This is a genomic window from Amycolatopsis sp. NPDC104819, assembly GCF_055583145.1.
On sequence record NZ_JBVJON010000006.1, the window covers coordinates 373,061 to 395,074 of the forward strand.

A 22,014-nucleotide genomic window follows, 5' to 3' on the forward strand; every position below is an offset into this window, starting at 1 on the left:
CTCACGCCTCGGCCAGCAGGCAGGCCCGCCCGGCGCCGGGCCCGCCGATCGCCAGCGCCTGGTCGCCGGCCTCGGCGAACCGGACGTAGACGCCGGCCGACTGCCCGCCGAGGCAGAACGGGCTGACGACCGACTCGGCCGTGATCCGCTTGACTTCGCCGTCCTCGGTCACCAGGTCCATCGGGAACGTGTCGGCGTGGACCCGTTCCTGCACGATGTAGTAGCCGGTGCGGACGGCCTCGTCGACCAGCTCCGCCCACCGCTGCGGGGAGGTCGTCCAGCCGAAGAACACCTCCTGGCAGCTCCAGCCGGTGGCGCCCTTGAGCACGAACGACTCCTGGTGCTCGAGCAGCAGCCGGGGTAGGTCGTGCCGCTGCTCGCGCCAGCGGACCTTGCGGTCGCCCACCACGCGGCTCCACGGCACGTACCGCTGCACCAGCTCGGTTTCGCGGGGCGTCATCCACGGCTGGCCCTCGGACAGCAGCGCGAGGGTCTTCTTCGAGTGCAGGAACCACGCGCTCTGCGACGGGATCAGGACCAGGCCCGCCTCCTGCGCCACGCGGGCGGGCTCGAGGGAGTAGCCGATCTCGGCCGCGTCCTGCGGGGTGAACGCCGCGATCCCCAGCGGCCAGCGGAGCTTCTCGGGGAGGCCGACGCCGGCGACCAGGTCGTCGAAGTCGAGGTGGATGGCCGGGACGCCGTGCCCGCGCAGCGCGTCGACCTGCACGTCGAACATCCGCGTGCCGACGTCGGGACCCCAGTCGCGGGGCGTGCCGACGATGACCGCCGACGGCGGCTGCCCCAGCTCCGCGCTGGTGGCCTCGATCAGCCGGGCCTGCCGCGAGTAGGGGTCGGCCGCGACGAAGGCAGGCCGGCCGGCCTGCTCGCACATCCGCGCCCAGGCCTTCTGGTAGAGCATGAAGTGCACCATGCCGCCGAAGGCGCCGCTGACGTTGAACTCGACGAACTTCGGGCCGTCCGGGCCGATGACGACATCGGCGCGGGTCATGTCGGCGCTGTGCCGCAGCTCGAAGTCCTCGTCGGGGGTGAACAGCGGGCAGTCGGCGGGGTCGATCCCGAGCGCGTCGATCCGCCCGGAGCGGTCGCCGGCCAGCCCGACGACCGTCCGGCGCAGCAGGGAAAGCAGCTCGGCGGTCGCCGAAAGCAGCTCCCGGTACGACTGCTGCGGCACGACCACCGGGTGCAGCGCGAGCGGGAAGCCGCAGCGCGGCATGCCGCGGAACTCGTGGTTGAGCGTGTCGACGATCTGCTCGGGGGCCAGGCCGATCTCCGGCGGGGCCGTGCGGTCGCCGAACCAGGACTGAGCCGTCATGAGGTCTTCTCCCGTTCTCGCTCGCGGTCACGCAGGGCCCAGCGGCCGGCGAAGAGGGTGCCGAACCCGCCGAGGAGGTAGACACCGGCCAGCACGAACCAGCCGGCCACGCTCCACTCGACCAGCAGCAGGGTCATGATCCCGGGCGCGAGCATCATGGCCGCGGCCTGCCCGGTGCCGAACACACCCTGGTACTCGCCGTGCGCGCCCTCCGGCGTCAGCCCGACCGAGAGGCCGAACCCGCTGCCCACGAAGAGGAGCTCGCCGACGAGGTAGACCATGGTGGCCACGATCAGGACGCCGACGACCAGCAGGCCGGTGCCGTTGTGGCTGAGGGCGAAGACCAGGCAGGACGCGGCGAGGGCGACCCCGGACCACATCCCGAGGCGCGTCGCGGCGGAAACCGTTGCGCCCCAACGGCTGAAGCGGTTCTGGAACAGCACGGTGCCGCCCGCGGAGATGCCGACCACCACCGCCCAGATCCACAGGGGAGCGTGGGTGTGGGCCGAGATCCACAACGGGATGCCCGGGTCGACCATGCCCCAGTTGAGGGCGAGCACGCCGTTGAGCCCGGTGATGACGAGGAACGGCCGGTCGCGCAGCACGAGCGTGCGGCGCTTGACCTTGCGGTCGGCCAGCGACGTCACGTGCGGCAGCCGGAAGGCCAGCAGCAGCGCACAGCAGACGTGCAGCGCGCCGTAGACCCCGAGCAGCGTGACGTACCCGGACCGGGTGTCCAGCGACAGCACAAAACCACCGACGAGCGCGCCGACGACGGTCCCGACCTGCATCACGACGCGGGCCGTGGAGATGCTGGCGAGCCGGTCCTCACCGGTGGTCAGCCCGGAGATGGCGGCGATCCGGATGCCCGGCGCCGACCGTTCGCCCGCGGTGACCAGGCAGGTGGCGAGCAGGATCAGCCAGAAGTCGTGGAGGAAGGTGTAGGAGAAGATGGCGGCACCCTGCACGACCCCGATCCCGACGAGGACCTCCCGCGCCCCGACGCGGTCCGAGAGGTAGCCGAGCGGCCCGCCGACGACCATGCCGACGATGCCCGCGGCGGTGACCCCGAGCCCGAACTGCGCGGGGGTGAGGCCGACCGAGCGGATGAAGAACATGGCCCAGCAGGTGAACCACGCGCCCCGCCCGAGGGAGAGCACGAGCCCGGCGAGGTAGATGGGACTGACCGGGCCCCGCCACCAGTCGGCGGTGGTCCAGGGCGGACGGCGCGGTTTTCGCGTGCTGACCTGCTGTTCCGCCGTGTCGGTGTCCACGCCACCCCCTCCGCCGAGCATTCCTTGCCCTCGACCTTCCCAGCGGGGCGGGCCGGGGGTCACCTCCATGCGTGCGGTGCCGCGCGGCACTCCGGACGTGCCCCCACAAATCCGACAGACACCCCGTGACCAGAGGGTCGACACCCGTGATCAGAAGGTCAACACGCGTGATGGGGAGGTCGACACGGCGGTGAGGGGCCGGCGGCGCCGTGTCGACCCTTCAATCACGCGAGTTGACCCTTCAATCACGCGTGTCGACTCTTCGATCACGCGTCAGCCGGCGGCTTCCTTCGCCGCGGCCAACGACTCTGCGGCTTTCAGCGTGTCCGGGTGGGACTCCCCCAGGACGATCTCGCAACCCTCCACGGCGTAGCCGTACGCGACCACCGCCTCGGCCCACTCCTCCCGGCGCGCGTGCACGCGGGCCACCGTCGCCTGGGCGGACAGCAGCTCCGGGTGTCCCGGCGGCCACGGCGCCGACGCCAGCACCGCCCGCGCGTAGTGGTCCGCGTCCGCGAGACGGTCCGTCTCGGCCAGCGCCCGGGCCAGCAGCAGCCGCGCCTCCCAGGTCAGCCGGTCGTCCGGCCCGGGAAACACCAGACGCGCCGCCAGCAGCTCCTCGGCCGTCGACGCCGCTTCGGCGAACGAGCCCGCCAGCAGCAACCTGTACGCCAGCCGGGCCCGCACCGCGCCCGGCTCGACCTCGGGCTCATCCAGCAGTCCCGCATCGCCGTGATCATCGGGCCGGGCGCGCCCAGCTCGGCCCGGATCGCCCAGCGGACGAGCGGCGCCCGCGGGTCGGCGGACCCGCGGACCGTCTGCTCGGCCTCGTCGAAACGGCCCAGCTGGACCAGCACGTCCGCCGCCTCGATGAGGAACTCCGGGCCGAGCGCGCGGTAGGCGTCGAGCGCCGCAGTGGAGCACCGCGTCGTGGGAGGCGCCCTTGACGTACGCGTACGCCGCCCGCACCGACGCGAACACCGTCAGGGCCTCGTGCCGGCGGCGTCGCTCCAGCTTTCCGGTCAGCCGGGCGATTTCGCCGCGCAGCCGGTCCGGCTCGACCATCAGTCGGTGAGCGTCGCCAGCAGGGTGTGCGCTTCGGCCCGCAGCGCGTCCGACGGCTCCGCGATCCCGATCAGCCGCACCACGCCGTCCGCGCCCTCGCGCACGTGGGCCTCGACGTCCAGCGCCGGGTCGTCGCGGCGGATCACCGCGATGCTCTCCACCAGCCCGAACACCAGGTCGGTCCGGATCGCCACCGCGTCGGGCGCGACCCCCGCCGCCGCGACCAGCCTGCCGTACGCCCCCTTCAGCTCCGCGCGCTCGGCGCGGAAGCGAGCGAGGTTGGGCGAGGACACCTCGGGCAGCAGGTACAACGCGCCCAGGTTGTGGCGGGCCCCGCCGAGCAGGCGGATGTCCGCGTAGGCCAGCGCCCAGAGCCGGACCTCGACGGCGGCGGAACCGGCGACGAGCCGGGCCGCCAGGGCCAGCGACGGGCGGACCGTCTCGGCCAGCAGCGCCGCGAGGATGTCTTCCTTGGCCGGGAAGTGGTAGTAGAGCGACGCCTGGCGCAGGCCCGCGCGTTCGGCGATCGCCCGGGTGGTGGTCGCCGCGTATCCGGCTCCAGTGAACAGCTCGCCCGCCGCGTCGAGCACGGCTTGGCGCGCGTCCGGCCGGTTCGCCGCCGCTCCGCTCGCTCGGGGTCTCCCGACCCCCGCCCCTTTGACCACGCCGGTGATCTTGCCAGGTCCACGGCCCGGACACCCGCACCGAGGTCCGTTACATCCGGATGGCGCTGCCGGCACCCGCGTTCACGCGCCCGAAACCCGGCCGGAACGCACGAGCCCGCTCGATCCGCTAATTTCTATCAGGTGACAGAAACGTGGTCCGCGGAACGGGACGCACCCCCGTGATCCACATTCCACCCGGTCAGCGCTACCGCCGGGCCCCGTTCTTCCCGATAGAGTCCGGCGGCGGCGCGCTCGTTCCCGCCCTCGAACCCCCGACCCCAGAGAGGACGACCATGAGCACCACCGCGACGACCCACGGTGCGCGCGACCACGCCCGTGCCCAGGCCGGCACCGTGGTCGACACGATGCCGTCGATCCCCGCGAGCACGTGGTCGTCACCGCCGGGCGGGGTGGCGCCCGAGACGCTGACCTGGGCCGAGACCGTGGCCGGCGGCGGGTACACGCACAAGGTGCTGGCCCGCGGCACCCGGCTGCGGCTGGTCGACGTCGACGGCGACGCCTGCGCGCACCTGCTGCTGTTCAACGCCGACCAGCCGTGGGAGCGGCTGAACGTCGCCGACACGGTGAAGGTCCAGTGGAACGCCTACCTGGGTTCGCAGGTGGCGCTGCTGTCGGACCAGGGCCGGGTGCTCGCCACGATCGTCGAAGACGAGAGCGGCCACCACGACGCGCTGTGCGGGACGTCCACTGTGGACGGCAACACCGAGCGGTACGGCGACGGCGCCCCGCAGGGCCCCTCCCCCGCCGGGCTGCCGCTGTTCACGCTGGCCGCGGCGAAGCACGGCCTCGGCCCGCGGGACCTGCCCCCGAGCCTCTCCTTCTTCCAGGGTGTGCGGGTCGAGCCGGACGGCGGCCTGGACTTCACCGGGAACGCCGGGGCGGGCAGCGCGGTCGACCTGCGGATCGAGCTGCCCTCGATCGTGCTGGTCGCCAACGTGCCGCACCCGGTCGACCCGCGGCCGGACTACACCGTCACGAACCTCGAAGTGCTCGCCTGGCGGGACGCACCGACCACTCCGGACAGTCTGGAGTGGACATACATCCCGGAGACCCAGCGCGCCTTCGAGAACACCGCCGACTACCTGACCGCCCGGGGGATCGCATGAGCGCGGCGTACCAGTCCGAACTGGAGCTGACCTTCGACGTCCCGGCGCGGGCGCCGTTCTCGACGGTGCTGCGCCGGGGCCAGGAGCTGACCATCGTGGACCTCGGCGGCAACCAGGCCGTCGACTTCCTCTGCTACGACGCGAACGACACGGCCCAGCGCTACAGCGCGGCCGCGACGATCGCCGCGCAGCGCAACATCTTCCTCACCACCGGCAGTGTCCTGCGCACCCAGGCGGGCGCGCCGCTGCTGACCGTCGTCGCCGACACCTGCGGGCGCCACGACACGCTCGGCGGCGCGTGCAGCAAGGAGTCCAACAGCCTGCGCTACGGCCAGCACACCCGGTTCCAGCACGCCTGCGTCGAGAACTTCCTCCTCGAGGGCGCGAAGTGGGGGCTGGGCAAGCGTGACCTGGTCAGCAACGTCAACTGGTACATGAACGTGCCGGTCGAGGCGGACGGCACGCTCGGCATCGTCGACGGGATCTCCGCGCCGGGCCTCGAAGTCCGGCTGCGCGCCGAGACCGACGTGCTCGTGCTCGTGTCGAACTGCCCGCAGATCAACAACCCCTGCAACGGCTTCGACCCGACGCCGGTGCGGATGGTCGTGACCTCCCCCGGAGGCGGCGAGTGAGACTGCTCGTCGCCAACCGCGGGGAGATCGCCGTCCGGATCCTGCGCACCGCCCGGGAGCTGGGCTGGGAAACCGTCGCGGTGTACTCCGACGCCGACCGCCTCGCCCCGCACGTGCGGCTCGCCGACCGGGCCGTCCGGCTCGGCCCGGCGCCCGCGGCCGAGAGCTACCTGCGCGCCGGCACGATCGTCCGGGCCGCGCTCGACACCAGCTGTGACGCCGTCCACCCCGGTTACGGCTTCCTGTCGGAAGACGCTGCGTTCGCGCGGGCCTGCGAAGACGCCGGGCTCGCGTTCGCCGGGCCGTCGCCCGAGCACCTGGAGGTGTTCGGCAGCAAGCACACCGCGCGCGAAGCGGCGATCGCGGCGGGTGTCCCGCTGCTCGCCGGCACCGGCCTGCTGTCCGATGTGGACGAAGCACTCACCCGCGCGGCGGAAATCGGTTACCCGGTGATGCTCAAGGCCACCGGGGGCGGCGGCGGGATCGGCATGCGCGCGTGTGACACGCCCGAGGAGCTGCGCGCCGCCTGGGAGACCGTGCAGAGCATCGCCGCCAAGAGCTTCGCGAACTCCGGGGTGTTCCTGGAACGGCTCGTGCGGCACGCGCGGCACGTCGAGGTCCAGGTGTTCGGCGACGGCTTCGGTGAGGTCCTGGAGCTGGGCACGCGCGACTGCTCACTGCAGCGGCGCAACCAGAAAGTCGTCGAGGAGTGCCCGGCGCCCGACCTGCCCGACCCCGTCCGGCGGCAGCTCGTCGCCTCTGCCGTCGCGCTGTGCTCGTCGGTGCGCTACCGCTCGGCGGGCACGGTCGAGTACGTCTACGACGCCGAACGCGGCGAAGCGGCGTTCCTCGAGGTCAACACCCGGCTGCAGGTCGAGCATCCGGTGACCGAGGCGGTGTACGGCGTCGACCTGGTCGCCTGGATGCTGCGGCTGGCGCAGGGTGACCGCGCGATGTTCCGCGCGGTGCCGGTCGCGCGCGGGCACGCGATCGAGGCGCGGGTGTACGCCGAGGACCCGAGCGCCGGGCACCGGCCGAGCGCGGGCCTCGTCACCCGCGTCACGCTCCCCGAAGGCGTCCGGGTGGACACCTGGGTCGAGCCCGGCACCACCGTCACCACGCACTACGACCCGTTGCTGGCCAAGGTGATCTGCACCGCCGCCGACCGCGCCGACGCCGTGGCGAACCTCCAGGAAGCGCTGGCCGGGACCCGGGTCGACGGCGTGCGGACCAACCTCGGGCAGCTGCGGTCCGCGGCCGCGGACCCGGCGTTCACCGCCGCGACCCACAACACGTCCACTTTGGACACCGTCGAGGACGGCGAGCCGCGGATCGACGTCGTGCGCGGCGGGACGATGACCACCGTGCAGGACTGGCCGGGCCGCACCGGGTTCTGGCACGTCGGGGTGCCGCCGAGCGGGCCGATGGACGACCGGTCGCTGCGCCTGGGCAACCTCGCGCTGGGCAACCCCGAGGGCGCGTCCGGCCTGGAGTGCACTGTGGACGGCGTGACGCTGCGGTTCTCGCACCCCACCGAGGTGTGTGTCACCGGTGCGCCCGCCACGGTGCTCGTCGACGGCGCCGAGCGTCCCCTGTGGACCCCGCTCGAGGTGCCCGCGGGCGCCACGCTCGACGTCCGGGCCTGCACGGCCGGGTTGCGCAGCTACGTGCTGGTGCGCGGCGGCGTCACCGTGCCGGAGTTCCTCGGCAGCAGGGCGACGTTCACCCTGGGCCGCTTCGGCGGGCACGGTGGCCGCGCGCTGGCGGCGGGTGACGTCCTGCACCCGGGCCCGGTGCCCGCGGACCCCGTCGTGGGCCCGGTGACCGACCGTCCGGAGTTCGCGACACAGTGGACGGTCGGCGCGCTCGAAGGACCGCACGCGGCCCCGGAGTTCTTCACCCCCGAGGACGTCGAGACGTTCTACGCCACCGACTGGCAGGTGCACTTCAACTCCGCGCGCACCGGCGTCCGGCTGGTCGGGCCGCGGCCGAAGTGGGCCCGCCCGGACGGCGGCGAGGCGGGCCTGCACCCGTCGAACATCCACGACACGCCGTACGCGATCGGCGCCGTCGACTACACCGGCGACCTGCCGATCCTGCTCGGCCCGGACGGGCCCAGCCTCGGCGGGTTCGTCTGCCCGGCGACGGTCGCCACCGGCGAGCGCTGGAAGCTCGGGCAGCTGCGGCCGGGGGACACCGTGCGGTTCGTGCCGATCGGCACCGACCACGCGGCGGCGCTGCGGACGCGGCCCGCGTCGGCAGTCGAGCCGAGCCGGCCCGCCCGCGCCGACGACGGTGTCCTTTCGCGACTGTCCGCTTCGGACGCCGAGCCGTCGGTGACCTACCGCCGCAGCGGGGACGACAACCTGCTCGTCGAGTACGGCGAGATGAAGCTCGACCTGGCGCTGCGGATGCGCGTCCACGCGCTCGCCGAGCGGCTGGCGGCCGAGGGTGTGCCCGGGATCGTCGACCTGACCCCGGGCATCCGCTCGCTGCAGGTGCACGTCGACCCGGACGCGCTGCCGGTCGGGAAGGCGCTGGGCCTGGTGCGGGAGCTGGAGCGGGACCTGCCGCCGACGCACGACCTCGTGGTGCCGAGCCGCAGTGTGCGGCTGCCGCTGTCGTGGGACGACCCGGCGACCCGCGAGGCGATCGAGCGGTACATGACCGGCGTGCGCGACGACGCGCCGTGGTGCCCGTGGAACATCGAGTTCATCCGCCGGGTCAACGGACTGTCCACTGTGGACGACGTCTACCGGACGGTGTTCGACGCCGAGTACCTGGTACTGGGCCTCGGCGACGTCTACCTGGGAGCGCCGGTCGCGACCCCGCTGGACCCGCGGCACCGGCTGGTGACGACGAAGTACAACCCGGCCCGGACCTGGACCGCCGAGAACTCCGTCGGCATCGGCGGCGCCTACCTCTGCGTCTACGGCATGGAAGGCCCGGGCGGGTACCAGTTCGTCGGGCGGACCGTGCAGGTGTGGAACAGCTGGCGCGGTGGGAGCCGGCCGTGGCTGCTGCGGTTCTTCGACCGGATCTCCTGGTATCCGGTCTCGGCCGACGAGCTCCTCGACCTGCGGGCGCGGAGCTCGTCCGGGCAGCTCGACCTGGACGTCAGCGAGGGCACCTTCGTGCTGGCGGACTACCAGAAGTTCCTGGCGGACAACGCGGACAGCATCGCCGGGTTCCGGGCGACGCAGTCCGCGGCGTTCGAGGCCGAGCGGCGGGCCTGGGCCGCGGCGGGTGAGTTCGACCCGAAACCGGAGCCGGTCACGCGGCCGCCGAAGCGGGTCGAGGCGCCGCCGGGCGGGCACGTCGTCGAGGCGCCGTTCGCGGCGACGGTGTGGCGGGTCGACGTCACGGCGGGCGAGCGGGTCGAGGACGCGCAGTCGCTGGTCACGCTGGAGGCGATGAAAACGGAGGCGCGGATTCCCGCGCCGGCGAGCGGTGAGGTGGTCGAGGTGCTCGTGTCCCCCGGTGACCAGGTCGCGCCCGGCACCCCGCTGGTGGTGCTGGCATGAGCGTGCTCGAACGCGTGAAGGCCGCCTACCGGCGGATCGAGCAGGTCGGCCGGCCGGAGATCTGGATCGACCTGCGGCCGGAAGCCGACGTCCTGGCCGAAGCCGCCGCGCTGGAAGAGCGGGGGCTGCCGCTCTACGGCAAGCTCGTGGCGGTCAAGGGCAACATCGACGTCGCCGGCCTGCCGACCACGGCCGGGTGCCCGGCGTACGCCTACCGGCCGGAAGCCGACGCGCCGGTGGTCGCGCGGCTGCGGGCGGCCGGGGCGCTCGTGCTCGGCACGACCAACCTCGACCAGTTCGCGACTGGGCTGGTCGGCACGCGCAGCCCGTACGGCGCGGTGCGCAACGCCGTCGACCCGGCGTACGTCTCGGGCGGGTCCAGCTCCGGCTCGGCCGTGGCGGTCGCGCTGGGCATCGCGGACCTGGCGCTGGGCACCGACACGGCGGGCTCGGGACGGGTGCCGGCGGCCTTCAACGGGATCGTCGGCCTCAAGCCGACCCCGGGCCTGCTGCCGACCGACGGCGTGGTCCCGGCCTGCCGGAGCATCGACTGCGTGACGCTGTTCGCGCGGACGGTCGAGGAAGCGGCGTTCGCGCTGACCTGCCTGGCCGAGCCCGCGCAGGTCCACACGGGACAGTTCCGGCTCGGCGTCCCGGCGGACCTCGGCCCCTTGGCCGACGGCTGGGCGGAGGCGTTCGAGGCGGCCGTCGCGGACTACGCGGCCGCGGGCGCCGAAGTGACCACTGTGGACATGTCGCCTTTTCTCGACGCGGCCCGGCTGCTCTACGGCGGCGCGTTCGTCGCCGAGCGGTACACCGCGGTCGGCGAGTTCCTCGACGCGCATCCCGGCGACGTCGACCCGGTGGTGCACGGCATCATCACCGCGGCCCGCGACATCCCCGCCCACCGGCTGTTCGCCGACCAGGAGACCCTGGCCGCCCTGCGGACGCAAGCGCTTGCGGTGCTGGCCGGCGTCGACGCGCTCCTGATGCCGACCACCACCGAGCACCCCACGATCGCCGCGGTGGCGGCGGACCCGGTCGCGGTGAACGCGCGGCTGGGCCGGTTCACCAACTCCACCAACCTGTTCGGCCTGTCGGCCCTGGCGGTCCCGGCGGGGACGGTGGCCGGGCGCCCGTTCGGCGTGATGCTCGTCGGCGCGCCCCACGACGACCTCAAGCTGGCCGCGCTCGCGACCCTGCGCGCCGAGCGGATCCCGATCGTGGCGGTCGGCGCGCACCTGCGTGGCCAGCCGCTCAACCACGAGCTGACTTCACGCGGCGGCCGGTTCGTGTCCGAAGTGGACACGGCGGCGGCCTATCGGCTGTACGCATTGGACACTGTGCCACCGAAGCCGGGTTTGGTGCGCGTCACGGACGGCGGCGTGTCGGTGACGGCCGAGGTGTGGGAGCTGCCGGCCAAGGGGTTCGGCGAGTTCGTCGCGCGGATCCCGGCGCCGCTGGCGATCGGCAAGGTGGAGCTGGCCGACGGCAGGCAGGTGCCCGGCTTCCTCTGCGAACCGGCGGCGACCGAGCGGGCGAAGGACATCTCCGGCTTCGGCGGCTGGCTGGGTTATCTCGGTTCGCGGTAATTCGGATGCGCGCCCGCGGATACTGAGGGCGTGAAAGTTCTCCAGTGCGGCCATCTCGCTCCGGCCGCCGGGGCGCGCGTCTGCGTCCATCTCACCACCGACGACGGCCCGCTCTGCTTCCGCGTGCTCACCGGCGTCGGGATCCACTTCGACCTGATCTGCAAAGCCTGCGTCGACGCACCCGAGCTGCTCGATGCCTGCGTCGGCTGCTTCGACCGCGCCGACGCAAGGGCCCACCTCGGCTTGCGCGGCACTCCCGAGGTCCGCCTGCGGGACCGGGACCTGCCCGGTCGCTGGACGACCCGGCCGTGCCCGGTGCGGCCGCTGAACGACCGTTGCCTGGTCCCCGTGCCCGAGGGCTGGCTCGCGCTCACCGACGCGGGTTTCGTCCGGATCGACGACGAGGACCAGTGGCTCCTCGGGCCGGTCGAACAGCGGGAGGAACGCGACGTCGAACGGTGCGACCGCCCGGACCGGCCCCGGGGTCCCGCGCTGCACGCCTCGGCCGACGGCCGGTTCGCGGCCGTCGTCTCGGACTACGGGCAGTACGGGACCGTCGTGGACCTGGCCGAGTGGGTCACCGTGCTCGACCTCGACCGGGACTGGAGCGACAACGAGTGGACGCGCTACCCGTTCGCCTTCCTCGACGGCGGCGAGTTCGTCGCGGCCACCGACGTCGACCGGCTCGATATCTTCGAAGCGGCCACCGGGCGCCTGCTCACCACCCACGCGACGAATGATTCCGGCTATTTCTTCGGCGCGGTGCTGCCGAGCCCGTCCGGCCGGTCGCTGCTCGTCGACGGCTGGGCCTGGCACCCGGTGGGGATCCCGCTCGTCATCGACCGCGCGGCGTGGCTCGCGGGCGATCGGGACCCGGCCCGGCTGGCCGACCGCGGCAACCTCTGGGACGAGCCGATGGCCTGGCTGGACGAGGGAACCGTCGCGGTGCAGGGCCTCGGCGAAGACCGGCCACCGATCGCCGGCGTCGAACTGCGCGAGGCGGCGTCCGGCCGGCGGATCGGGCAGTTCGCCGGGCCGAAGGGCCCGATGTGGGCACACGGCGGGCACCTCTACGTCCGGGCCGAGGCCGGGCTTGAGGTCTGGGACCCGGCCGCAGGCGCGCGGATCGGGCTGCTGCCCGGGTTCGCCCCCCCTCGCACACCACGACGGCACGTTCGCCGAGCTGCGTAACGATCAGCTGAGGATTTGGGTGACCGGCCTCCAACCGGGGCAGTAACCCGCCGATGACCTTGGTGAGGACTCTCCCCCGGAGGCGGCCATGACCACGGCGACCCGAGCCCCGCTCGTCCACTCCTACCTCTACCTGCGGCGCGCGATCGGGCTGATCGGGCTGGCGCTGCCGGTCGTGATCGTCGTCGGCAAGCAGGTCGTGCAGGGCGGCGACCTGATCGGCTCGCTCAGCGGCTACTACTACACCGACCTGCGCGACGTCTTCGTCGGCACGATGTGCGCCACCGGTGTCTTCCTCCTCGCCTACTACGGCCACGACTACGTCGACAACGTCGCCAGCACCGTCGCCGGGCTCGGCGCGATCGGGCTCGCGCTGTTCCCGACCACCCCGGACCACGACGCGACGCCGTGGCAGCACACCTCCGGTGTCCTGCACTACGTGTTCGCCGCGGTGTTCTTCCTGAGCCTGGCCTACTTCTGCCTGCGCCTGTTCCCGCACGACGGCGAGCAGCCCCCGGGCACCGGGGTGGTCTACCGCGTGTGCGGGGTGGTGATCCTCGCCTGCCTGGTGCTGATCGCGCTGACGAACTTCCTCGGCCTGGTCCCCGGACTGCACCCCGCGCTGTGGCTGGAGTGCGTCGCGGTGTGGGCGTTCGGCACCGCCTGGCTGGTGAAGGGGCAGACGCTCAAGCCCCGAAGGAACCCGTGAGTGTGCCGTAGCCCACTCGACGGGGCTACAGCACTGGTTACCGGCGGGTAACAAGGGCTACCCTGCGGTCAAGAACCTGTCTACTTGATGGAGCATTCGTGGCCGCACCAGCAACGCCGCTCGCGCCGAACGCGCGGGGCGTGCGCACCGTCGCCTTCGTCGAGGGGGTACGGACCCCCTTCGGCAAGGCCGGCGACAAGGGCATCTACGCCGGGACCCGCGCCGACGACCTCGTCGTCAACGCCATCCGTGAGCTGCTGCGGCGGCACCCGGAGCTGCCGCCCGAGCGCGTCGACGAGGTGGCCATCGCCGCCACCACGCAGATCGGCGACCAGGGCCTGACCATCGGCCGCACCGCCGCGCTGCTCGCCGGGCTGCCGAAGTCCGTGCCGGGCTTCGCCATCGACCGGATGTGCGCCGGCGCGATGACCGCCGTCACGACCGCCGCGTCCGGCATCGGTTTCGGCGCCTACGACGTCGCGATCGCCGGTGGCGTCGAGCACATGGGCCGCCACCCGATGGGCGAAGGGGTCGACCCGAACCCGCGGATCATCGCCGACAAGCTGGTCGACCCGACCGCGCTCGTCATGGGCCAGACCGCCGAGAACCTGCACGACCGCTTCCCCGCGATCACCAAGCAGCGCACCGACGCCTACGCCGCGCGCAGCCAGGAGCGCTACGCCGAAGCCGTCAAGACCGGCAAGATCGGCCCCGAGCTGGTCCCGGTCGCCACGCGCTCGAAGGAGCTGGGCTGGGGCCTGGCCACCGAGGACGAGCCGCCGCGGCCCGGCACCACGCTGGAGACGCTGGCCGGGCTGAAGACGCCGTTCCGCCCGCACGGCCGGATCACCGCGGGCAACGCGGCCGGCCTCAACGACGGCGCGACCGCGTCGCTGCTGGCCGACGAGGACACCGCCCGCGAGCTGGGCCTGCCCGTCGCGATGCGGCTGGTCGGCTACTCCTTCGCCGGTGTCGAGCCGGAGGTCATGGGCATCGGCCCGGTGCCGGCCACCGAGAAGCTGTTCAAGCGCACCGGTCTGTCGATCGACGACATCGGCCTGTTCGAGATCAACGAGGCCTTCGCCGTGCAGGTGCTGGCCTTCCTCGACCACTTCGGCATCGACGACGAGGACCCGCGCGTCAACCAGTGGGGCGGTGCGATCGCGTGCGGCCACCCGCTGGCCTCCTCCGGCGTCCGGCTGATGACGCAGCTGGCGCGCCAGTTCGCCGAGCGGCCCGACGTCCGGTACGGCATGACGACGATGTGCATCGGCATCGGCATGGGCGGCACCGTGATCTGGGAGAACCCGGCGTTCGAGGGGGCGAAGTAATGACGTTCACCGCTGAAGAAGCGAAGGCCGCGTTCCCGGACGAGGTCGTCACGAACGCCGTCACGCGGCTGGTCAAGGTGCCCGGGCTCGAGAAGCCCGTCGCGCTGATCACGCTCGACAACGGCCACGACCACACCCGGCCGAACACCTTCGGCCCGCAGGGTCTCGTGTCGCTGAACACCGCGCTGGACAAGGCCTTCGAGGCCGAGCCGGCCGCGATCGCCGTCACCGGCAAGCCGTTCATCTTCGCCGTCGGCGCGGACCTGTCCGGCGTCGAGTCGGTCAGCGACCCGAAGCTGGCGCGCGAGATCGCCCAGACCGGGCACGACGTCTTCCGCCGCCTCACCGAGACGAAGATCCCGACGTTCGGGTTCATCAACGGCGCGGTCATGGGCGGCGGGCTCGAACTCGCGCTGTCCTGCCACTACCGGACGCTCTCGGAGAACACCGCCGCGATCGCGTTCCCCGAGGTCTTCCTCGGCCTGTTCCCGGGCTGGGGCGGCACGCAGCTGCTGCCGAACCTCATCGGGCCGGACGCCGCCGTCACGGTGATCATCGAGAACGCGTTGGCGCAGAACAAGATGCTGAACGTCAAGAAGACGGCCGAGCTGGGCATCGTCGACGCCGTCTTCGGCTCCGCCGACTACCTCGAGCAGTCGCTGCTGTGGCTGGCTCGCGTGGTGAACGGCGAGATCACCCCGGAGCGCCGCGAGATCAACCGCGACTCCGAGTGGGACGCCGCGATCGCGCGCGCCAAGTCCCTTGTGGACGGACGCACGCACGGCGCCTCGCCGGGTGCCACCAAGGCCGTCGAGCTGCTCGATCTGGCCCGCGAGAACGACCTGGACCGCGGATACGCGGCCGAGACCGACGGCCTCGCCGAGCTGCTCATGTCCGACGTCCTGCGCGCCGGGCTGTACTCGTTCAACCTGGTCAACAAGCGCGCCAAGCGCCCGGCCGGCGCGCCGGACAAGAACCTGGCGCGCAAGGTGAACAAGGTCGGCATCGTCGGCGCCGGCCTGATGGCCAGCCAGCTCGCGCTGCTGTTCGTGCGCCGTCTCAAGGTGCCGGTCGTGCTGACCGACGTCGACCAGGCGCGCGTCGACAAGGGTGTCGGGTACGTCCACGACGAGATCGACAAGCTCCTGGCCAAGAAGCGCGTCTCCCCGGACGGCGCCAACCGGCTCAAGGCGCTCGTCTCCGGCTCGCTCGACAAGGCCGCGTTCTCCGACGCCGACTTCGTCATCGAGGCCGTGTTCGAGGAGCTGGGCGTCAAGCAGCAGGTGTTCGCCGAGCTGGAGCAGCACGTCTCCCCCGAGGCGATCCTGGCGACCAACACGTCGTCGCTGTCGATCACCGCGATGGCGTCGAAGCTGCAGCACCCCGAGCGGGTCGTCGGTTTCCACTTCTTCAACCCGGTGGCCGTGCTGCCGCTGCTGGAGATCGTGCGCGGCGAGAAGACCGACGACGCTTCGCTCGCGACGGCGTTCTCGGTCGGCAAGCAGCTGAAGAAGTCCAGTGTGCTGGTGAAGGACGCGTCGGCGTTCGTCGTCAACCGGCTCCTGCTGCGCTTCCTCGGCGAGGTGCTGGTCACCGTCGACGAGGGCACGCCGTTCGACGTCGCCGACTCCGCGCTCGAGCCGCTCGGCCTGCCGATGACCCCGCTGACGCTGATGCAGCTCGTCGGCCCGGCCATCGCGCTGCACGTCGGCGAGACGCTGCACGAGGCGTTCCCGGACCGGTTCACCGTGTCCGACAACCTCGCGAAGTTCGTCAAGGCGGGCAAAAAGGGCGTCTGGGTCTGGGACGCCCAGGGCACCCAGTCCGCCGACCCCGAAGTCGTCGAGCTCTGGACCCAGGGTGACCAGCCGTCCACTTCGGAGCAGGTCCGCGAGCGCGCGCTCGCGGCCATCGCCGAGGAGATCCGGATCATGCTCGACGAGGGTGTGGTCGCGGAGGCGCAGGACATCGACCTGTGCCTGATCCTGGGTGCGGGCTGGCCGTTCTGGAACGGCGGCATCACGCCGTACCTGGACCGCTCGGGCGTGTCCGAGCGGGTGAACGGCAAGCCGTTCCTCGCCCCGGGCGTGGCTTCGGTCCCGGCTTCCTAGTATTCGCCCTCACGCGGGCACTTCGGCGGCGGCGCAGTGACTTTCAGCTGCGCCGCCGCCGCGTCCGTGTCGATGACCGTGACGCGCTCGGCGGTCCGGAAGCGGGCGTGCAGCTCCTGCGCCCAGGCCTTCAGGTCCGTGCCCGGGACGGCGAGCAGGGAGACCGACGGCGGGTCGACGAACATCCGCCGCGCCTTGGTGTCGTCGTGGAAGGCGGGCACGGCCGCCGCCATCCCGGCGTCCGTGGAAAAGACCACGACGACCGCCGCGCACAGCGTGTGCCCCGCCAGCGGAGCCGGGTTCGTGTCCACCGGCAGGTCCGGCGGGCGCTTCAGGGCCGCGACGCCGAAAGCCAGCCCCACCCCGGCCGCCAGCGCCAGCGCGAAGACCGGGACGACGACTCGGACCAGCGGTTTTTCCGTCACGTCGAAGATCACAGCACACGTTGGTCACCGGGACACCGCCCGTTCACCCCGGCGGCTTAGCGTCCCGCCGTGACCACCGACAGACGCCGGTTCCTCAAGGGCGCCGGCCTCGCGGCCGCCGCCGCGGGCCTCCCCCTCCCCGCGCCCGGAAACTTCGACCCGGACCGGCTGTGCGACCGCTACCAGTGGCTGGTCGGCGACCACCACACGCACAGCCAGTACTCCTACGACGCGATGTACCGGATCGACCAGATCGCGCGCGGCGGCCGGGCGCACGGCGCCGACTGGATCGTCTTCACCGACCACGGTCACGCCGAGCACGCGAAGGTGTCGGTCGAGCCCACCGAAGCCGACTTCCTCGCCGCCCGGCGGAAGTACCCGGACCTGCTGCTGTGGCACGGCATGGAGTGGAACGTCCCGGGCGCCGAGCACGCGACGGTGTTCTTCCAGGCCGGCGCGCGGCAAGCGGCGAAGCTGCGCGAGTTCGAGCGCACCTTCGACTGGCGGCTGACGAAATCCGAGGCGTCGAGCCCGGCGAACGAGGCCCTCGCCCTGCGCGCGCTGCGGTGGCTCGCCGGCGAAGAACGCGCGAAGCGGATCCACGCGCCGGTCGTGCTGGTCAACCACCCGCTGCGCAACGGCCGGATCGCCCCGCACGAGCTGCGTGCCTACCGCGACGCGGCGCCGGACATCGTGATCGGCATGGAAGGCGCGCCCGGCGCGCAGGCCGACGGCTTCCCGAAGCCGGACGGCAACGGCGGCGCGCGCGGCGGTTACGTCAACAACCCGGGCCCGAACTCGTGGCCGGGCTACCCCGCCGAGGCGTACCGGACGCACGGCGGCTGGGACTGGGCGGCGGCGAAGGTCGGCGGCCTGTGGGATTCGATGCTCGCCGAGGGCAAGCCGTGGTGGATCACCACGAACTCGGACTCGCACTACAACCGCGGCGACACGCTGGTCCGGCCGTCGGTCCCGGACAACTGGTACGACACGACGGGCAAGTTCCCCGACCCGGTCGACACCGGCGTCCCGCAGCTGCTGGCGCCGTACGCCGACTTCTACCCGGGCGAGTTCAGCCGCAACCACGTCGGCGTGACGCGGCGCAGCCTCGAAGGGGTGCTGGAAGGCCTGCGGGCCGGCCGGATCTGGCTGTCCCACGGCGGTCTGGTGCAGGATCTGGCGGTCGGCGTGTCCGGCGGCGGTGACTCGGCGACGCTGGGTGGACGGGTGCGGGTGCGGCGCGGTTCCGACGTCACGCTGGTGGTTTCGGCGCGGCTCGCGGCCCGGCCCAACGGCGGCGGCTCGGTGCCGCGGCTGGCCCGGCTGGACGTCATCGCGGGCCCGGTGACCGGCCGCGTCACCGACCCCGAGACGATGACCGCGCCCGGCACGCAGGTGGTGGAGTCGTTCGAACCGCGCTGGGCGCCGGGACGGCAGGTGGTCTTCCACTACACGTTCCGGAACGTGCGCGAGCCGTTCTACACGCGGATCCGCGGCACGGACGGCCGCGAGGGCGCGTTCGAGCCGACGCCGGACGTCATCGGGCAGGCCAACCCGTTCGAAGACCTGTGGCTGTACGCGAACCCGATCTTCGTGGACGTCCAGTAGGGAGCCTGCCGCAGTGGTCGTGAGTGGTAAGTAGGGTTCTAACCCGACTAACCACTCACGACCGGGTCAGCGCACCGGCAGGTGGACGGTCACCCCGAGACCGCCGCCCACGATCGGCTCCGCCGTCACGGTGCCGCCGTGGGCCTGGACCGCCGCGCGGACGATCGACAGCCCCAGCCCGGCGCCGTGGCGGGCCGTGCGGGCCGTGCCCGCGCGGCGGAACGGCTCGAACAGCTCCGCCACGCCCGCCGGGTCGACCAGGCCGCCCGAGGACCGGACCCGCAGCATCGACCACTGCGGGCCGGCCTGGGTCGTGACGTCCAGCCAGCCGCCTTCGACGTTGTGGCGCACCGCGTTCTCGAGCAGGTTGCCCGCGATCCGTTCCAGCAGCGCGGGATCACCGAACGCCGGAGCGGGCGCCACGGCGAACTTCGCCTGGATGCCGCGGTGCTCGGCCTCGGCGCGGACGGCCCGCCAGGCGCGGTCGACCACCGCCGCGAGATCGACCGGCTCGCGCACGCCGAGCCCGGCGCCGTCGGTGCGGGCCAGCAGCAGCAGCGAGTTGACCAGCTGCCCGGCGCGCTCGGTGGCGTCGCGGACCACACCGCCCATCCGCCGCAGCTCGGCCTCGTCGGCCTCGTCGTCGGCGAGGGTGACGTCGAGCTCGGTGCGGATCACCGACAACGGCGTCCGCAGCTCGTGGCTCGCGTTCGCGACGAAGTGGCGTTGCGCGTCGAACGCGGCCTGGAGCCGGTCGAGCATGTCGTCGAACGTGCCGGCCAGCTCGGCGAGCTCGTCGCGGGAGCGGACCCCGCCGATCCGCTCCCCCATCGACTCGACCGAGAGCCGCCGGGCCGTGCCGGTGATCTCGCGCAGCGGCAGCAGCACGCGCGAGGTGAACGTCCAGGCGAGGATCGCCGCGGCCGCGACCACCAGCAGGAACGCGATCGAGCCGAACAGCAGCATCCGGTTGCGGGCGTGCACACGCAGGTGTTCGGCGAGCGTGGACGCGTCGACCTGGACGCCGTCGACGACCACCGTGCTGCCCGGCGGCATCTGCGGGACGGCGTCGAGCGAGTCCCGCACCAGCGTCCAGGCCAGCCAGAGCAGCAGCAGGCTGACGGCGGCAACCAGCACGGTCGCCAGCAGGGTGATCCGGGCGCGGAGGCTGCGGGTGCCCGGCAGGTTCACGCGCGCTGCGGCGCGCCGGGCTCCGGCACCCGGTACCCGGAGCCGACCACGGTCTCGATGATCCCCGGCTCGCCGAGCTTCTTGCGCAGTGTCATGACGGTGACCCGGACGGTCGTGGTGAACGGGTCGGCGTTTTCGTCCCACACCCGCTCGAGCAGCTCCTCGCTGCTGACCACCGAACCGGCGGCCGAGAGCAGCACCTCGAGCACGCCGAACTCCTTGCGCGTCAGCTCGACCGGCCCGCTGGCGCGGCGCACGGTGCGCTTCGCCGGGTCGAGCTCGACGTCCCCGGCCGTCAGCAGCGGCGGCGCGGCCGGCGTGGCCCGCCGGCCCAGCGCCCGCACCCGCGCGACCAGCTCGGGAAAGGCGAACGGCTTCGCGAGGTAGTCGTCGGCGCCGAGCGACAGCCCCTCGACCCGGTCCGAGACCGAGCTGCTGGCGGTCAGCATCAGCACCCGGGTCAGCTCCCCGGACGCGACGATCTCCCGGCACAGCTCGTCCCCGGACATCCCGGGCAGGTCTCGGTCCAGCAACACGACGTCGTACCGCGTGACGGCCGCCTTCTCGTGGCCGTCGTCCCCGGTGAGCGCGACGTCCACCGCCATCCCTTCGCGGCGCAGGCCACGGGCGATCGCGTCGGCCAGGGGTTCTTCGTCCTCGACTACCAAAACTCGCACCGCACCACAATCCCATATTTTCCTGAGAGTGCCCTTTAAGGACTGTGTGCGTCAGGTGTGGTCCACCGCAGGGCGAACCACAGCCGCATCCGGACCTCCGGATCCGCCAGATCCACCGCCAGCGCCCGTTCCACCTGCGCGATCCGGTGCCGGACGCTGTTGCGGTGCACGCCCAGCTCGGCCGCCGCCGGTTCCCAGCCGCCGTGGTGGGCCAGCCACGTCCGCAGCGTGCGGACCAGCTCGCGGTCGCCCGCGCGGTCCAGCGCCACCAGCGGTTCCAGCGCCTTCGCCGCGAACTCGCGGGAGGCGTCCGGGGGCACCACCGCGTCGAAGTCCAGGGCCCCGCCGCCGGCGACCACCGGGCGGCCCAGCACCCGGGCCCGCGAAAGCAGCAGCTCCACCTCGGCCAGGCCGTCGGCCAGCCGCTCGGCCTCGACCGGCGAGCCCACCGCCGTCAGCCAGCCGGCCGCGCGCAGGTCCTCCAGCAGCTCGGGGGACGGCGGCGCCCCCGCGATCGCGACGAACGACGGCCCCGGACGGACGTCCACCAGCGGCGTGTCCAGGCGGGCGCGCAGCCAGTCCGGGCGTTGCGCGACCTCGCCGGGACCGCGGCGGTGCGGCGTCCCGGCGACCAGCCGGCCGACCCCCGAGCCGAGCAGGGCCCGGGCCACCCCGCGCGCCGACGTCCGGCCGAGCAGCAGGCCGGTCGCCGCCGCGCCGAGCTCGGCCGTGTCGGAGCCCGCACGGCCGACCAGGCCGAGCAGCGCCGCGCCGACCGCGAGGATCGACCGGTCGGCGCCGTCGAACCGCCGGGCGCGGCCGACCACCACCAGGTGCGACGCCGTCGCCTGCGGATACACCGGCTGCACGACGACGAACCCGCCGTCGACCTCGGTGGTCGCGCTCCGGATCCCGCTGCCCGCGCGGACGGTCGCCACCAGCTCACGCACTTCGGGCGGCAACGGCGACGGCGCGTCGTGCGCCGACGCCAGCACGTCCCCGGCGCCGACGAGCGCGACCCACGACCGCAGCTGGTCCGCCAGTGACGAGGTCAGCGAACCCAGCCCGCCACCGGCCGCGCGGGTCAGCGCCTCGCGCGCCGCGGTGATCCGCCGCTGCTCCCGCTGGCCCGCCTCGGTCAGCGCGACCGACACCGCCCGGTTGACGGCGAGGAACGGCGTCCGCGACGGCACCACCAGCAGCGGCAGCCCGTGCCGCACACACGCCTCGCGCAGGCCGTCCGGCAGCGTCTCGAACACCGTCGGGGTGAGGCCGAACCCCAGCGCCGTCACCCCGGCGTCCCGCAGCCCGCGGACGTAGGTGTCGACCTCGGCCGGCAGGTTCACCCCGGCGGTGAGGATCAGCTCGGCGCCGACCAGGTACGGCGCGGGGTCGCGCAGCTCGCTGACGTGCGCCCAGCGCACCGGCGTGTCCAGCGCGCCCGGCCGCAGGGTTTCGCGGACGACGTCCAGCGCCAGCTCCCGGTTGCCGACGACGGCCCGTAACGGGACAGTCACCTCACTGGCCGGTGGATCCAAGGTCTGGGTCATTTCATCCTC

The 22,014-nt window shown here is 72.9% G+C and carries 17 protein-coding genes; 9 read left to right on the forward strand and 8 right to left on the reverse strand.

Going from position 1 to position 22,014, the window contains the following annotated elements:
- Position 1 precedes the first annotated feature (1 nt).
- The 4 genes from ACZ63E_RS21205 to ACZ63E_RS21220 all read right to left on the reverse strand — a co-directional run bounded on the left by ACZ63E_RS21205 (position 2) and on the right by ACZ63E_RS21220 (position 4,337).
- Positions 2–1,333: a hypothetical protein gene (locus tag ACZ63E_RS21205; protein WP_465337852.1), complete on the reverse strand. Its 1,332-nt coding sequence runs from the start codon at positions 1,331–1,333 to the stop codon at positions 2–4.
- Complete coding sequence (locus tag ACZ63E_RS21210; protein ID WP_465337853.1) at positions 1,330–2,607, reverse strand: MFS transporter; 1,278 nt, start codon at positions 2,605–2,607, stop codon at positions 1,330–1,332. The genes ACZ63E_RS21205 and ACZ63E_RS21210 overlap by 4 nt, the downstream gene beginning before the upstream one ends.
- 273 nt (positions 2,608–2,880) lie before the next feature.
- Positions 2,881–3,294 carry a hypothetical protein gene (locus ACZ63E_RS21215; protein ID WP_465337854.1) on the reverse strand — a complete coding sequence of 138 codons (414 nt, stop codon included), beginning with the start codon at positions 3,292–3,294 and terminating at the stop codon, positions 2,881–2,883.
- Between the two features lie 377 nt (positions 3,295–3,671).
- Positions 3,672–4,337 carry a TetR/AcrR family transcriptional regulator gene (locus ACZ63E_RS21220; protein WP_465307313.1) on the reverse strand — a complete coding sequence of 222 codons (666 nt, stop codon included), beginning with the start codon at positions 4,335–4,337 and terminating at the stop codon, positions 3,672–3,674.
- Positions 4,338–4,630: 293 nt separating this feature from the next.
- Here ACZ63E_RS21220 and ACZ63E_RS21225 point away from each other — a divergent pair, with 293 nt between their 5' ends.
- The 8 genes from ACZ63E_RS21225 to ACZ63E_RS21260 all read left to right on the forward strand — a co-directional run bounded on the left by ACZ63E_RS21225 (position 4,631) and on the right by ACZ63E_RS21260 (position 16,554).
- On the forward strand, positions 4,631–5,464 hold the full coding sequence (locus ACZ63E_RS21225) for an urea amidolyase associated protein UAAP1 (RefSeq protein ID WP_465337855.1): 834 nt from the start codon (positions 4,631–4,633) through the stop codon (positions 5,462–5,464).
- Positions 5,461–6,096: an urea amidolyase associated protein UAAP2 gene (locus tag ACZ63E_RS21230; RefSeq protein ID WP_465337856.1), complete on the forward strand. Its 636-nt coding sequence runs from the start codon at positions 5,461–5,463 to the stop codon at positions 6,094–6,096. The genes ACZ63E_RS21225 and ACZ63E_RS21230 overlap by 4 nt, the downstream gene beginning before the upstream one ends.
- A complete protein-coding gene (gene uca / locus ACZ63E_RS21235; RefSeq protein ID WP_465337857.1) occupies positions 6,093–9,620 on the forward strand; it encodes an urea carboxylase in 3,528 nt (1,175 codons plus the stop codon). Before ACZ63E_RS21230 ends, uca begins: the two co-directional genes overlap by 4 nt.
- Entirely contained in the window at positions 9,617–11,212 is a 1,596-nt protein-coding gene (locus ACZ63E_RS21240) for an allophanate hydrolase (protein ID WP_465337858.1), read from the forward strand. Before uca ends, ACZ63E_RS21240 begins: the two co-directional genes overlap by 4 nt.
- A 30-nt stretch (positions 11,213–11,242) precedes the next feature.
- A complete protein-coding gene (locus tag ACZ63E_RS21245) occupies positions 11,243–12,403 on the forward strand; it encodes a hypothetical protein (RefSeq protein WP_465337859.1) in 1,161 nt (386 codons plus the stop codon).
- A gap of 88 nt (positions 12,404–12,491) precedes the next feature.
- Complete coding sequence (locus ACZ63E_RS21250; protein ID WP_465337860.1) at positions 12,492–13,112, forward strand: DUF998 domain-containing protein; 621 nt, start codon at positions 12,492–12,494, stop codon at positions 13,110–13,112.
- 140 nt (positions 13,113–13,252) lie between these two features.
- A complete protein-coding gene (locus ACZ63E_RS21255) occupies positions 13,253–14,443 on the forward strand; it encodes a thiolase family protein (protein WP_465338096.1) in 1,191 nt (396 codons plus the stop codon).
- The gene (locus ACZ63E_RS21260) at positions 14,443–16,554 is read left to right on the forward strand and encodes a 3-hydroxyacyl-CoA dehydrogenase NAD-binding domain-containing protein (RefSeq protein WP_465337861.1); all 2,112 of its coding nucleotides are present in this window, start codon (positions 14,443–14,445) and stop codon (positions 16,552–16,554) included. The genes ACZ63E_RS21255 and ACZ63E_RS21260 overlap by 1 nt, the downstream gene beginning before the upstream one ends.
- Here ACZ63E_RS21260 and ACZ63E_RS21265 read toward each other — a convergent pair.
- On the reverse strand, positions 16,551–16,979 hold the full coding sequence (locus tag ACZ63E_RS21265) for a hypothetical protein (protein WP_465337862.1): 429 nt from the start codon (positions 16,977–16,979) through the stop codon (positions 16,551–16,553). The two genes, ACZ63E_RS21260 and ACZ63E_RS21265, sit on opposite strands and share 4 nt — an antisense overlap.
- Positions 16,980–17,048: 69 nt before the next feature.
- Between ACZ63E_RS21265 and ACZ63E_RS21270 the strand changes: the two genes are divergently transcribed.
- Positions 17,049–18,587 carry a twin-arginine translocation signal domain-containing protein gene (locus ACZ63E_RS21270; RefSeq protein WP_465337863.1) on the forward strand — a complete coding sequence of 513 codons (1,539 nt, stop codon included), beginning with the start codon at positions 17,049–17,051 and terminating at the stop codon, positions 18,585–18,587.
- Positions 18,588–18,653: 66 nt separating this feature from the next.
- On the opposite strand, the gene ACZ63E_RS21275 is transcribed toward ACZ63E_RS21270, so the two are convergent.
- From ACZ63E_RS21275 to ACZ63E_RS21285, 3 genes are read right to left on the reverse strand one after another with little or no spacing between them, the layout of a single operon-like run.
- Entirely contained in the window at positions 18,654–19,778 is a 1,125-nt protein-coding gene (locus ACZ63E_RS21275) for a sensor histidine kinase (protein ID WP_465337864.1), read from the reverse strand.
- Positions 19,775–20,455, reverse strand: a complete 681-nt coding sequence (locus tag ACZ63E_RS21280) for a response regulator transcription factor (RefSeq protein WP_465307335.1) — start codon at positions 20,453–20,455, stop codon at positions 19,775–19,777. The genes ACZ63E_RS21275 and ACZ63E_RS21280 overlap by 4 nt, the downstream gene beginning before the upstream one ends.
- 35 nt (positions 20,456–20,490) lie before the next feature.
- Complete coding sequence (locus tag ACZ63E_RS21285; protein WP_465337865.1) at positions 20,491–22,005, reverse strand: PucR family transcriptional regulator; 1,515 nt, start codon at positions 22,003–22,005, stop codon at positions 20,491–20,493.
- Positions 22,006–22,014 lie beyond the last annotated feature (9 nt).

Excerpts from the sequence above, each read along its gene's own strand:
- ACZ63E_RS21205 (WP_465337852.1), bottom strand. The coding sequence starts at position 1,333 with ATGACGGCTCAGTCCTGGTTCGGCGACCGCACGGCCCCGCCGGAGATC.
- ACZ63E_RS21225 (WP_465337855.1), top strand. The coding sequence starts at position 4,631 with ATGAGCACCACCGCGACGACCCACGGTGCGCGCGACCACGCCCGTGCC.
- ACZ63E_RS21230 (WP_465337856.1), top strand. The coding sequence starts at position 5,461 with ATGAGCGCGGCGTACCAGTCCGAACTGGAGCTGACCTTCGACGTCCCG.
- ACZ63E_RS21240 (WP_465337858.1), top strand. The coding sequence starts at position 9,617 with ATGAGCGTGCTCGAACGCGTGAAGGCCGCCTACCGGCGGATCGAGCAG.
- ACZ63E_RS21250 (WP_465337860.1), top strand. The coding sequence starts at position 12,492 with ATGACCACGGCGACCCGAGCCCCGCTCGTCCACTCCTACCTCTACCTG.
- ACZ63E_RS21260 (WP_465337861.1), top strand. The coding sequence starts at position 14,443 with ATGACGTTCACCGCTGAAGAAGCGAAGGCCGCGTTCCCGGACGAGGTC.
- ACZ63E_RS21285 (WP_465337865.1), bottom strand. The coding sequence starts at position 22,005 with ATGACCCAGACCTTGGATCCACCGGCCAGTGAGGTGACTGTCCCGTTA.